Source organism: Enterococcus sp. AZ050, from assembly GCF_051715085.1.
GTDB lineage: Bacteria > Bacillota > Bacilli > Lactobacillales > Enterococcaceae > Enterococcus > Enterococcus faecalis.
In genome coordinates this window covers 1,329,911-1,342,416 of the sequence record NZ_JBIOTC010000001.1, presented here as the reverse complement: position 1 = coordinate 1,342,416, position 12,506 = coordinate 1,329,911, and the positions used below count along the sequence as shown (strand labels likewise).

Sequence of the window (12,506 nt, the reverse complement as noted above, 5' to 3'; positions counted from 1 at the left end):
AAAAAGCGATAGAAAACAAAAGACTTATAAAAAAATCTATGTTTTAATAGAAACTTTTGAAGAGAGGGAGCGAGTGAATGCGTACAGAAGAAGAAATGTTTCAACTTATTATGGATGTAGCAAAACAAGAAGAACACATTCGAGCCGTGGGAATGGTGGGTTCTCGTACGAATGTGAAAGCGCCAAAAGATAGTTTTCAAGATTTCGACATTGTTTATATTGTAGAACCATGTGCTGAGTTTTTTGAAACAGCAACGTGGACAGCAAAATTTGGTCAACCATTAATTATGCAACGTCCCAAGGAAATGACCTTATTTCCCACAGAACCGAAGACGCGGGAAACATTTTTAATGTTATTTGAAGATGGTCAACGTATCGATTTAACGTTGTGTCCTCTCGCAGAAAAAGACAATTGGCATGAAGGCGATTCTTTAGCAATTATCTTGTTAGACAAAGATGAAAATTTGCCACCTTTACCTGTAGCATCTGATAAAAATTATACAGTAACAGCTCCGGATCAGCAGCAATTTAACGATTGTTGCAATGAATTTTGGTGGGTTAGTACGTATGTAGTTAAGGGGATTTGTCGGAATGAACTATTTTACGCTGTCACACATCTCTATGAATATTGTCAGCAGGAACTGTTGCGCTTGCTTTCTTGGCAAGCGGCTTGGCAGGAACCGGAGCCAATTTCTGTTGGGAAACAATTTAAGTATCTGAAAAATTATGTCACTCCTGACACGATGGATCAATTAGCATCGTTGCTGGATTTTTCTAGTAAAGAAGCTTGTTGGAACAGCTTAATAAAGACACAAGCCTTTTTTGACGTCGTCGCTCAGGATTTTGCTAAAATGGCCCAGTTTACGTATCATTTACAAGAAGCAAAAAAAGTCACAGAGTATACAAATTGTTTAAGATTAAAGGATTTACAAGGAAAATAAGCTGAAAACAACGTAAAAATAGTGTATAATTGAAAAAATTAATCTGCGAGAGAAAGGGAACTTTTTTTGATTGTAGATCACCGCAGTTGTTTGTTGCCTAGACTCTAAGAAATAAACCTAAAATTATTGATATAAAGGATGAACAAATGAAAAAAGAAGAAATGCAAGTGCGTAATACACGTCGTCAAAAATCAGGAAAAAATAATAAAAAGAAAGTAATTATTACTTCTTTGGTTGGACTAGCTCTGGTTGCTGGGGGCAGCTATGTTTATTTTCAAAGTCACTTTTTACCAACCACAAAAGTAAATGGAGTTTCCGTAGGCTGGTTAAATGTAAATGCAGCGGAAGAAAAATTAGCGCAAGTTAATCAAACCGAAGAAGTTGTGGTTCAAACGGGGACAAAAGAAGAAAAAATTCAACTTCCTAAAAAATACCAATTGGATCAAAAATTTTTAAAAGACCATTTACACAGTAGCAAGGTGAAGCTACCGTTAAACGAGGCATTCAAAAAAGAACTAGAAGCCAAATTAGCAACTTTGAGTTTTCCAGAGGGGAAACCAAGCAAAAATGCGAGTATCCGTCGAGGCAATGGCACTTTTGAAATTGTTCCCGAAGAACAAGGCACAGTAGTGGACACACAGCGCTTAAATCAGCAGATTATTGCGGATGTTGAAGCGGGAAAAGGCAACTATCAATACAATGCCAAAGATTTTTATAAAGCCCCTGAAATTACAAAAGAGGATCAAACGTTAAAGGCAACATTGACAACGCTCAATAACAAGTTAAATAAAACAATTACAGTTGATATTAATGGTGAAAAAGTAGCCTTTGATAAAACACAAATTCAAAACGTGCTGAATGATGATGGTACAATCAACAAAGAAAAACTAACTACTTGGGTGACACAATTAGAAACAACATATGGTTCTGCTAATCAACCAGTTTTATTTACAGATGTTCACGGCACGACACGTCGTTTTAAAAACAACGGAAGTTATGGCTGGTCGATTGATGGGGCCAAAACACAAGAACTACTAGTAAACGCGCTGAATAGCCAAGAACAAACGAATGCAATCACTGCTCCGTTGGTTGGCGATACCAAAGAAAATAGTAAAATAGCCAATAATTATATTGAAATTGATTTAAAAGATCAAAAAATGTATTGTTTCATTGATGGCAAAAAAATAGTCACCACAGATGTCATTACTGGCAGATATAACAAAGGAACCGCAACAGTACCAGGATTCCATACAATTTTATATCGGACAACCGATGTGAATTTAGAAGGTCAAATGCTTGATGGTTCTCGATACAGTGTGCCAGTAAAATATTGGATGCCGTTATTAAGTCAAGGGGGCGTTGTCACACAAATTGGGATTCATGACTCCGACCATAAATTGGATAAGTACGGCGATAAAGAAGCCTTTAAAACCGATGCTGGTAGTAATGGCTGTATCAATACGCCAGGAACAGAAGTTTCAAAAATCTTTGACGTATCCTATGACGGAATGCCGGTAATTATTTACGGACATATCTATGATGATGCACCAGGTGAATTTGATAAACCTGTGGATTACGGCGAAGAAGTATAAATGATTATTTACAGCATCAAAAGGGCAAATGAGCAGTCTTTTTGGTGCTGTTTTAGTTGAATAGATAATTTATAAATGGACAAGCAAGGAGCAAAACCATGGCAGAAAGAATTTTATTAGTAGATGATGAACAAGAAATAGCTGATTTGCTGGAAGTATATTTAACGAGTGACGGTTATGAAGTAGAAAAATTTTATCGAGGGAAACCTGCTCTGGAATCAATGGCAAATAATCAGTTCGATTTAGCGGTACTTGATGTAATGTTACCAGATATTGATGGCTTTCAAATGGTTAAAAAAGCACGGGAAAAATATTTTTTCCCTATTATTCTTTTAACCGCTAAAATTGAGGACATTGATAAAATTACTGGGCTAACTTTAGGCGCTGATGATTATATTACAAAGCCGTTTAATCCATTGGAAGTAGTCGCACGTATTAAAACACAACTAAGACGTTTTCGTAAATATAATTCACAGGCGAGTCTACAACAAGAAACAGAAGGAACAGAAATAGATATTCATGGTTTGGTGATAAATAAAATACATCATACAAGTAAACTATACGGGGAGGATATATTTTTAACGCCATTAGAATTTTCAATTCTTTGGTATTTAGCAGAACGTCAGGGAGAAGTAGTCCCAGCAGAGATATTGTTTGAAGAAATCTGGGGTGAAAAATATTTGGAAAACAATGGAAATACCGTGATGGCACATATTGGCCGTTTAAGGGAAAAATTAAAAGAACCACCAAGGAAGCCAAAGTTTATTAAAACTGTTTGGGGAGTGGGGTATAAAATTGACTGAAAAGAAAAAAACAGGAAAACAGCAATTTAAAGAACGAATGATTAAACAACTACTAACAAAGTTTTTGTTTTTTAGTTTGGGAATATTGGCGTTATCAGCAGTCTTGTATTTTTTTAGTAATTTTTTGTTTGGATTACGTAGATGGGGCATGGAAGATCCACTCTACCTTTTAGCCAAAGGAATTGAGGAGAACTACGTTTATTTAATTAGCTTAGTAATTCTAGGTGGTTCAGTAATCATTCTTTTTCGGATATGGTTGCAAAGCATCAATCAATTAACAGAAGTATTGGAGGCAACAGGGAAACTCTATCAGAATTCCGAAGAACCGATAGCCTTGTCAGCAAATTTAATGGAGTTTGACAAAGAGTTGAATCAAATCCGTCAAGAAGTTAACTTACGCCAGCAACAAGCGAAGGAAGCTGAGCAAAGAAAGAATGATTTGATTGTTTATTTAGCACATGATTTAAAAACGCCTTTAACATCAGTCATTGGTTATTTAACACTTCTTCATGATGAACTGGAAATTTCGACGCAATTACGAGAAAAATATTTAGCTATTTCATTAGAAAAAGCAGAGCATTTAGAAGAGTTGATTAATGAATTTTTTGAAATAGCTCGATTTAATCTCTCGAATATTGAATTAGAACCGACGAGTGTTCGCTTGGATCGTATGTTAAATCAAGTAAGTTATGAATTTTTACCTATGTTGAAACAAAAACAGTTAACTATTGAAACAGATTTTACTGAGGCTTTGTCTATTCATCTTGATGTCGATAAAATGCAAAGAGTTTTTGATAACTTAGTTCAAAATGCCATTAACTACAGCTATGCAGGAACAACCATCTCTCTTTCCACTAAAGTTGATAATGAAAATCAACGAGTAAATATTTATTTTACAAATCATGGCCCTACTATTCCACCAGAAAAATTAGCCCGAATTTTTGAACAATTTTTCCGATTAGATACTGCCCGTCAAACAAACCGAGGAGGCGCAGGACTAGGTTTAGCGGTTGCTAAAAAAATTGTGGAGCTGCATGGCGGGGTGCTTTCAGCTGAAAGCGAAAATGAAAAAACTACCTTTATGATTTCTTTATCGATTTTGTAAGAAAATCGTTAGAAATTCTTGCGAAAAAAAAGAAGGCTCCTTTTTACTAGCTTGCTATACTAATTTTGTTAAGTAAGTAAAGAGGAGAGAAATAAAAATGAAATTTAAAGTTACAATTGGTGTCGCTATTTTAGGGCTTTTTATTGTGGGAATGGCTGTTAAACAAGTTGCTGAGAAAAAAATAGTTTCAATAGGAAATGAGCAAGCCCTCAGTTTAGAGGAAGAGGAAAAAATGAGTTCTCCTGAAGAAGGCGATCAATCATGGAAATTATTATTAGTAAATCAAACGCATCAGATTCCTGAAGATTATCAAATCCAATTAAAAAAATTACCTAACAAACAGGCAGTGGATAAACGAATTTATCCAGCTTTGAACAGGATGTTTAAAGATGCCAAAAGACAAGGCTTCTATCTTGAAGTCACTTCTAGTTATCGAACAAATGAAGAGCAAAAAGAAATTATGGCAGAAAAAGTACAGGCTTTTCAAGATCAAGGATTCAGCGAACAAGAAGCGATTGAAACAGCTGAAAGTTGGGTAGCAGTGCCGAGAACTAGTGAACATGAAGTAGGTTTAGCAGTGGATATAAATGCGCAAAGTAAGCGATCTACTGACGAAGAAGTCTACGCTTGGTTGGCAAAGAACGCCTATAAATATGGATTTATTCTTCGTTATCCTTCAGACAAAGTGGAAATTACGGGTGTTAGTTATGAACCTTGGCATTATCGATATGTGGGTAAAAAAGCAGCACTAGAGATTCAAAAAGCGAGTCTAACGTTAGAAGAATACTTAGCAGAAAATAATAATTAATTGTTTATCAATAAAGCTATCTTAGCTTTTACTGAACATAGGCTATTTTTTATTGACAAGCGTCATAACCCGCTCTATGATACAAACAGAACAAGCAATTTAAATTGGGGGAACGAAGATGCCATTTGTACATGTAGAATTAATTGAAGGCCGCACAGAAGAACAGTTAACTAATATGGTCAAAGATATTACAGAAGCTGTGTCAAAAAATGCTGGTGCACTAAAAGAGAATATCCATGTGATTGTCAATGAATTGAAAAAAGACCGCTATGCACAAGGCGGCGAATGGAAAAAATAAGTTTTCAGAGAATTTCTGTTGAATCACTTGCTTTTTCTGAAAATAAGTGGTTAAATAAGTGCATAAATGATTGATGAGAAAGACAACTGAACTTGCCCGCGATCTATTAGAGAGGAAAATCTTGGCTGAAAATTTTCCAGATTGGCACAAGGGATGACCACTTTCGAAACCTTTGTTGAAACAAAGGCGGTCGCACCGTTAACACGCTAGAGGAACACAGATTATTTGTGTTCAAAATTAGGTGGAACCACGATATTTTCGTCCTAGTATTCGTTAGAATACTAGGACTTTTTGTTTTTTAACAAGGGGAACAGGTGGCTGTTTCGTTTCATTGTGAAAAACAGGAACACAATGAAACGCTTCAAATCAAAAAAATTAAAAGGAGAGAATTTTATTATGTCTATTCACATTACTTTTCCAGATGGCGCTGTCAAACCGTTTGATTCTGGGGTTACAACATTTGATGTTGCTAAAAGTATTAGCAACAGTTTAGCCAAAAAAGCTTTAGCTGGTAAATTCAATGGTGTTTTAATCGATTTAGATCGTCCTATCGTAGAAGATGGTTCGCTTGAAATCGTGACGCCTGATCATGAAGATGCTTTAGGAATTTTACGTCATTCGTCAGCTCATTTAATGGCTAATGCCTTACGTCGTCTTTTCCCTAACATTAAATTTGGCGTAGGTCCTGCGATTGATTCTGGGTTCTACTATGATACAGATAATGGGGAATCCCCTGTGACAGCGGAAGATTTACCTGCAATTGAAGCCGAAATGATGAAAATTGTGAAGGAAAATAACCCAATCGTTCGTAAAGAAATCTCACGTGCAGAAGCGTTAGAATTATTTGCTGATGATCCTTACAAAGTTGAATTAATTACAGATTTACCAGAAGATGAAATCATCACTGTCTATGATCAAGGCGATTTTGTTGATTTATGTCGTGGTGTTCACGTCCCTTCAACAGGACGGATTCAAGTCTTTAAATTACTTTCAGTAGCTGGTGCTTATTGGCGCGGAAACTCTGACAATCATATGATGCAACGGATTTACGGCACTGCCTTTTTCGATAAAAAAGATTTAAAAGAATTTATCAAAATGCGCGAGGAAGCCAAAGAACGTGACCACCGTAAATTAGGAAAAGAATTAGATTTATTTATGGTTTCACAAGAAGTTGGTTCAGGGTTACCTTTCTGGTTACCAAAAGGCGCAACCATTCGTCGTACAATTGAACGTTATATTGTGGACAAAGAAATTAGCTTAGGTTACCAACATGTGTATACACCAATTATGGCAGATGTGGAATTATACAAAACATCTGGTCACTGGGATCATTACCATGAAGATATGTTCCCACCAATGGATATGGGCGATGGCGAAATGCTGGTATTACGTCCAATGAACTGTCCACACCATATGATGGTTTATAAAAATGACATTCATAGTTACCGCGAATTACCAATTCGAATCGCTGAATTAGGGATGATGCACCGCTATGAAAAATCTGGCGCATTATCAGGGTTACAACGTGTTCGTGAAATGACTTTAAACGATGGCCATACTTTTGTTCGTCCTGACCAAATTAAAGACGAATTTAAACGTACTTTGGAGTTAATGGTGGCAGTCTATGCTGACTTTAACATTACGGATTATCGTTTCCGCTTAAGCTATCGTGATCCAAATAATACAGACAAATATTTTGATGATGATGCGATGTGGGAAAAAGCGCAAGCGATGTTAAAAGCTGCCATGGATGAATTAGAATTAGATTACTTTGAAGCAGAAGGTGAAGCTGCCTTTTACGGTCCGAAGTTAGATGTTCAAGTAAAAACAGCTTTAGGAATGGAAGAAACATTATCAACCATCCAATTAGACTTCTTATTACCAGAACGTTTTGACTTAACTTATGTTGGCGAAGATGGTGAAAATACACATCGCCCAGTTGTTATCCACCGTGGTATCGTCTCAACAATGGAACGATTTGTGGCTTACTTAACAGAAGTTTACAAAGGCGCTTTCCCTACTTGGTTAGCACCAATTCAAGCAACTATTATCCCAGTTTCTGTAGAAGCGCATTCTGAGTATGCTTATGAAATCAAAGAACGTTTACAAGCACAAGGCTTACGTGTTGAAGTCGATGATCGTAACGAAAAAATGGGCTACAAAATTCGGGCCTCTCAAACACAAAAAGTACCTTATCAATTAGTGGTCGGGGACAAAGAAATGGAAGATGCAACGGTGAACGTCCGTCGTTATGGAAGCAAAGAAACTTCTGTCGAAGATTTATCAATTTTCATTGACAGCATGGCTGCTGAAGTTCACAATTACAGCCGTTAAAAAAAGAGAAAAAGTCAAAAGGACTTCTGAATTCAGAAGTCCTTTTGACTTTTTTCAACAACAAAATAATTAAATATTTCCTTAGAGCTAGGAATAATCCTGATTTTTTGACTAATTTTTGTTACAATGAGAATGCGAAACTTTTTAGTGAAGGGACTAGAGGTATGAAGAAAAACTCATTTATAGATAAAATAAAAAAAACAGATGCCGCAGCAAAGAGTCAACGAGGTAGAAAGCCACATATTCCTTTTCGATTGAACTTATTATTTTTTGTGATATTCACTTTATTTGTTTCATTAATTGTCCGTTTAGGGTATTTACAGATTGTAGAAGGAGAAGAGTTTAACAAAAAAATCACTGCCAATTCTTCACTACAAATCACGACACCATCCCCTCGAGGACAAATTTATGATTCACAAGGAAAAGTCTTGGTTTCTAACAAAGCCAATTTAGCAATCACTTACACACGAGGAAAAAATATTGAAGGAAAAGATATTTTACCGATTGCGAATAAAGTCAACGAACTTATTAACGTTCCAGTTGATCCAAACTTAACGGACCGTGATAAAAAAGATTATTGGTTAGCGAATCCTGAAAATTTAAAAGCAGCCCAAGCCCGTTTAACCGATCAAGATAAAGAAGATGAAAAAGGCAACAAAATTACGGACGAAGGCACATTATATGCCAAAGCCGTTGAAAAAGTCACCCCTGAAGAAATTGCGTTTGATGACCGAACCTTACAAGCAGTGACGATTTTTAAACGAATGAATGCCGCGTCACAAATGAACACGGTCTTCATCAAGAATGAAGGGGTAACAGAAGGTGAAATTGCGACAATTGGTGAACACACAGCGGAAATATCTGGTGTTTCAACAGGGACTGATTGGACGCGTGATTATTCTCAAAGTGGTGCATTACGTAGCCTGTTGGGCACCGTTTCAACTGAAAAACAAGGATTGCCAGCCGAAGAAGTCGATGAATATTTGAAAAAAGGCTATGCACGAAATGACCGTGTTGGGACTAGCTATTTAGAAAAACAATATGAAGACGTTCTACAAGGTAAAAAAGCAAAATCAGAAGTCGTTTTAGACAATAACGGAAAGATTGTTTCACAAACCCCAATTTCCAAAGGGGAAAAAGGTTCCAACTTAAAATTAACGATTGATTCAAATTTCCAAAACAAAGTTGATGAAATTTTACAACGAAACTATTCACAAATAGTCAAAACCATTGGACCATACTCAGAAAATGCATATGTCGTTGCTATGAACCCTCAAACAGGTGCTATTTTAGCGATGTCCGGATTTCATCATGATTTAGCAACTGGGGAAGTCACACCTAATCCTTTAGCACCTATTTTGAATTCTGAAGTTCCTGGATCAGTTGTGAAAGCAGGTACTTTAACAGCTGGTTATGAAACAGGCGTCATTAAAGGCAATGACGTTTTAACAGATGAAGCTATTTTACTAGCAGGTAGTAATCCAAAAGCTTCTTGGTGGAATGCTTCTGGTGGAACAACCATGCAATTAACTGCGGAGCAAGCGTTAGAATATTCTTCGAATGCTTATATGATGAAATTAGTCTTTAAAATGATGGGTGTGAATTATTATCCCAATATGATTTTCCCTTATGAAGTAGGAGATGACACTGTCTTTAAAGAATTAAGAAAAGCTTTTGCAGAATATGGTATGGGAACGAAAACTGGAATTGATATACCAGGAGAAACAACAGGAATTCAAAACAAGGACTTTAAGGATTCGTCTTCTGCGCCACAAGGCGGTAATCTTCTTGACCTATCTTTTGGACAATATGATACCTATAGCGCGTTACAATTAGCACAGTACGTTTCCACTGTCGCAAATAATGGCATCCGCGTGCAACCCCATGTGGTAGAAGGAATCTATGGCAATGATGAAAATGGAGCTTTAGGAAAAATTTTAAAAGAAATTGAACCAAAAGTTTTGAATAAGGTGAATATTTCTGAAGACCAGATAGGAATTCTTCAACAAGGTTTCTATAATGTAGTAAATGGAACTAGTCCTTTTACAACTGCACGTGGTTTAAAATCAGACAAGTTTTCGATTGCTGCTAAAACAGGGACCGCCGAAACGCAAGCAACAGATGCTAATGGAGTAAACCATACAACGGTTAATAGTAACTTGGTGGCTTATGCGCCGTACGAAAATCCTGAAATTGCAATTAGCGTTGTTTTACCACACTTAAATGATGAATCTTCCAAACCAAATCAAACGATTGCCAAAGAAGTTTTAGAAGCGTATATGGAAATGTACAAAAAATAAAATTTGTAAAGTAGTTCTACTTTACAAATTTGCCCAAAAGGGTAGTCAAATGACAAAAAAAATGGTATGATATTCAAGTCTAAGAAATCTCTTGGAAAGATCAATTATTAGTAGGAGGGGAAAACATGCGCGTAAACATCACTTTAGAGTGTACTTCTTGTAAAGAACGTAACTACTTAACAAATAAAAATAAACGTAACAATCCTGATCGTTTAGAAAAACAAAAATATTGCCCACGTGAAAGAAAAGTTACTTTACACCGTGAAACTAAATAATTTAGTTAGATAGAGCCTAGAATCCTTGTTGTGTAAGGGTCTAGGCTTTTTATCTATTGATTCATTACATGTTCATTTGTAGATGGAATGTAGAGGGAGGATTACCCAAGTTTGGCTGAAGGGGACGGTCTCGAAAACCGTTAGGCGAGTAACATCGTGCAAGGGTTCGAATCCCTTATCCTCCGTACCGAGAAGCAGTTGAGTTATTAGTTGCAAATAAAACGACAGAGACGTACACTTAAAGTAGAAAAATACTTAAGAAGAGGTGTCTATTATGTCAAACTATGAAGAAAAAGAAGCGCAAGCATTAGCAAAAATTGCAGACATTTTGAATAAATTGGATGCAAGTTTAGAAGAGTTGGACTCGCTAGATGAGGATACAAAAAAACATAGTATGAAGAAATGGATTGTTGAAAAAAAAGCCATTCATGAGATTAAAAAAATTGCACACGAAGCTGGTAAGTATGATAAGTATGATGAAAAAGAATTAGAAAAAGAAATGGATCTGTTGGAAAAGTTTATGTAAAAAAGTGCTAGCTTTTGTTCAACAGTTATTTAATTTTGAGCCTAGAATTAATCGTTTTGATTTTTTCTAGGCTTATTTTTTATGAAGTAAGCAAATCGTATCGGGAGAGGTATTGAATTAAGAAATAAAGCATGTATTGATTCAGAAAAAAAGTTGTAGTAAAATGTTCGTCACAACTTCTTTTCTTATGATTTCATAGAAGGAAAAGTTGGAATAATGAATTGAGAAGAGTCGATTTTTAGGAGATGATTTTAGGTGACTTTTTATCAATTATTGCAGTTAGATCCATTTATTTTAAAACAAAAAATTCATCAAGCGGACACTAAAAAACAGCGGAGATATTTTTGGCGCGCCTTGTTAATAAGGGATATTTTATTAGTTTCGTTTGCGATTTTATGGGTGTCGACGATTACTTTTTTCTTTGGAAAAGCTGTAGCGCCTTTTTCAATTGTATTATTTTGTTTGCTGTTGAGTATCCGTTTCGTCTCATATGGCTACAGGGAAAAACAGGCCTTGCTTAGTTTAGGAATCGTGTTAACAATTCTAGGTGTTAGTCCACTAATTTCACTGATTTCTGTATCATTTTTACAATGGGGTCTTCATTTTATCTGCTTGCTGGCATTGTTTTTCTTAACTGGTAAAAACCCTAAAATGGGTAATCCGGGCTTGTATACGTTCTCCTACTTATATTTAGTTGGCACGGTTCACTATCAATCGTTTCAGCAATTAGAACAAACTTTCTTTGTATTAGTGTTTGCCTATTTACTTTTAGCTTTTGTTTATCATGTGAAACATAAAAAATTGGATCAAGAGATTACTTTTATACAGATGGTTACAGAAAATGGTTTTTTTAATCAAAGAAATATTTGGTTTGGTTATTACGCTTTAGGCATTAGCTTATTACTTTTTATAGGAACGCACCTTCAGATTGACCGCTTTATGTGGGCAACATTTGCTAGTTCGTCATTATTTTCTGGGTATGATACGTTTAAATTGTCTGAACGAGCCAAAGAACGAATAATAGGGGTCGTTATTGGTTCTCTAGTATCGGCTATCTTGTTATTTTATATACCAACGAACCTACTTGGTATTTTAGGAGGACTTTGTTTGGGCTTATGCACATCTTATAAAAGTAAAACGATTTTTAATTGTGTTGGTGCTATCATGGCAGCTTCTATGATATTTGGGCTAGAAACAAGTCTTTACTTAAGAATTTTGTTAAATATGTTGGGGCTAGCTTACGGTTTGCTTTATCATTTTGTCTTTGTAAAAACTATGTCCTATTGCAATCGCAAAGAGTGGCTGAAATTGTCTGAATAAAAGGAGCCTAACATTCTTTCTTGAAAGAATGTTAGGCTCCTTAGACATTTTTGTTTATATTCCATATTATCAAATTATATGCATGCTGTTAATCAATGCCCAACTGCTATATCAAATGTCGCAATTTTTGCTGAGCTAGTAGGTACAAGGTCTAGTTCCACTTCGTCAAACTGATTGCCATCAACTGGTATCCCAAAGTAAATG

The 12,506-nt window shown here is 35.8% G+C and carries 11 protein-coding genes and 1 tRNA gene; all 12 read left to right on the top strand.

Annotated features, from left to right (window positions below; translation table 11 throughout):
* The first annotated feature begins 77 nt into the window (after window positions 1-77).
* The 12 genes from IGJ04_RS06510 (at window position 78) to IGJ04_RS06455 (ending at window position 12,302) form a co-directional block, all read left to right on the top strand.
* Window positions 78-941, top strand: a complete 864-nt coding sequence (locus IGJ04_RS06510) for an aminoglycoside 6-adenylyltransferase (protein WP_010707129.1) — start codon at window positions 78-80, stop codon at window positions 939-941.
* 146 nt (window positions 942-1,087) lie between these two features.
* Complete coding sequence (locus IGJ04_RS06505; RefSeq protein ID WP_010707130.1) at window positions 1,088-2,533, top strand: L,D-transpeptidase family protein; 1,446 nt, start codon at window positions 1,088-1,090, stop codon at window positions 2,531-2,533.
* Between the two features lie 98 nt (window positions 2,534-2,631).
* Entirely contained in the window at window positions 2,632-3,336 is a 705-nt protein-coding gene (gene vanR, locus IGJ04_RS06500; RefSeq protein WP_002356311.1) for a VanR-ABDEGLN family response regulator transcription factor, read from the top strand.
* Window positions 3,329-4,441 carry a sensor histidine kinase gene (locus tag IGJ04_RS06495; protein WP_010707131.1) on the top strand — a complete coding sequence of 371 codons (1,113 nt, stop codon included), beginning with the start codon at window positions 3,329-3,331 and terminating at the stop codon, window positions 4,439-4,441. Before vanR ends, IGJ04_RS06495 begins: the two co-directional genes overlap by 8 nt.
* Before the next feature lie 97 nt (window positions 4,442-4,538).
* Complete coding sequence (locus IGJ04_RS06490) at window positions 4,539-5,249, top strand: M15 family metallopeptidase (RefSeq protein WP_002356314.1); 711 nt, start codon at window positions 4,539-4,541, stop codon at window positions 5,247-5,249.
* Between the two features lie 118 nt (window positions 5,250-5,367).
* Window positions 5,368-5,547, top strand: coding sequence for a 2-hydroxymuconate tautomerase (locus tag IGJ04_RS06485; RefSeq protein WP_438840054.1), 180 nt, complete (start codon window positions 5,368-5,370; stop codon window positions 5,545-5,547).
* A 396-nt stretch (window positions 5,548-5,943) separates the two neighbouring features.
* Window positions 5,944-7,881 (top strand): threonine--tRNA ligase, encoded by a 1,938-nt coding sequence (gene thrS, locus IGJ04_RS06480; RefSeq protein WP_002359397.1) that lies wholly within the window; start codon window positions 5,944-5,946, stop codon window positions 7,879-7,881.
* Window positions 7,882-8,045: 164 nt separating this feature from the next.
* The gene (locus tag IGJ04_RS06475; protein WP_002359399.1) at window positions 8,046-10,181 is read left to right on the top strand and encodes a peptidoglycan D,D-transpeptidase FtsI family protein; all 2,136 of its coding nucleotides are present in this window, start codon (window positions 8,046-8,048) and stop codon (window positions 10,179-10,181) included.
* 125 nt (window positions 10,182-10,306) lie between these two features.
* Window positions 10,307-10,456 carry a 50S ribosomal protein L33 gene (gene rpmG / locus IGJ04_RS06470; protein ID WP_002356321.1) on the top strand — a complete coding sequence of 50 codons (150 nt, stop codon included), beginning with the start codon at window positions 10,307-10,309 and terminating at the stop codon, window positions 10,454-10,456.
* A 95-nt stretch (window positions 10,457-10,551) separates the two neighbouring features.
* Window positions 10,552-10,641: transfer RNA gene (locus IGJ04_RS06465), tRNA-Ser, on the top strand.
* An 89-nt stretch (window positions 10,642-10,730) separates the two neighbouring features.
* On the top strand, window positions 10,731-10,982 hold the full coding sequence (locus IGJ04_RS06460; RefSeq protein WP_010713122.1) for a hypothetical protein: 252 nt from the start codon (window positions 10,731-10,733) through the stop codon (window positions 10,980-10,982).
* A gap of 255 nt (window positions 10,983-11,237) precedes the next feature.
* Window positions 11,238-12,302, top strand: a complete 1,065-nt coding sequence (locus IGJ04_RS06455) for an FUSC family protein (RefSeq protein ID WP_002362350.1) — start codon at window positions 11,238-11,240, stop codon at window positions 12,300-12,302.
* Window positions 12,303-12,506 lie beyond the last annotated feature (204 nt).

What these genes read in the sequence shown, in the direction of transcription:
- IGJ04_RS06460 (WP_010713122.1), top strand. Translation starts at nt 10,731, where the DNA reads ATGTCAAACTATGAAGAAAAAGAAGCGCAAGCATTAGCAAAAATTGCA.
- IGJ04_RS06505 (WP_010707130.1), top strand. Translation starts at nt 1,088, where the DNA reads ATGAAAAAAGAAGAAATGCAAGTGCGTAATACACGTCGTCAAAAATCA.
- IGJ04_RS06475 (WP_002359399.1), top strand. Translation starts at nt 8,046, where the DNA reads ATGAAGAAAAACTCATTTATAGATAAAATAAAAAAAACAGATGCCGCA.
- rpmG (WP_002356321.1), top strand. Translation starts at nt 10,307, where the DNA reads ATGCGCGTAAACATCACTTTAGAGTGTACTTCTTGTAAAGAACGTAAC.
- IGJ04_RS06510 (WP_010707129.1), top strand. Translation starts at nt 78, where the DNA reads ATGCGTACAGAAGAAGAAATGTTTCAACTTATTATGGATGTAGCAAAA.
- thrS (WP_002359397.1), top strand. Translation starts at nt 5,944, where the DNA reads ATGTCTATTCACATTACTTTTCCAGATGGCGCTGTCAAACCGTTTGAT.
- IGJ04_RS06490 (WP_002356314.1), top strand. Translation starts at nt 4,539, where the DNA reads ATGAAATTTAAAGTTACAATTGGTGTCGCTATTTTAGGGCTTTTTATT.
- vanR (WP_002356311.1), top strand. Translation starts at nt 2,632, where the DNA reads ATGGCAGAAAGAATTTTATTAGTAGATGATGAACAAGAAATAGCTGAT.
- IGJ04_RS06485 (WP_438840054.1), top strand. Translation starts at nt 5,368, where the DNA reads ATGCCATTTGTACATGTAGAATTAATTGAAGGCCGCACAGAAGAACAG.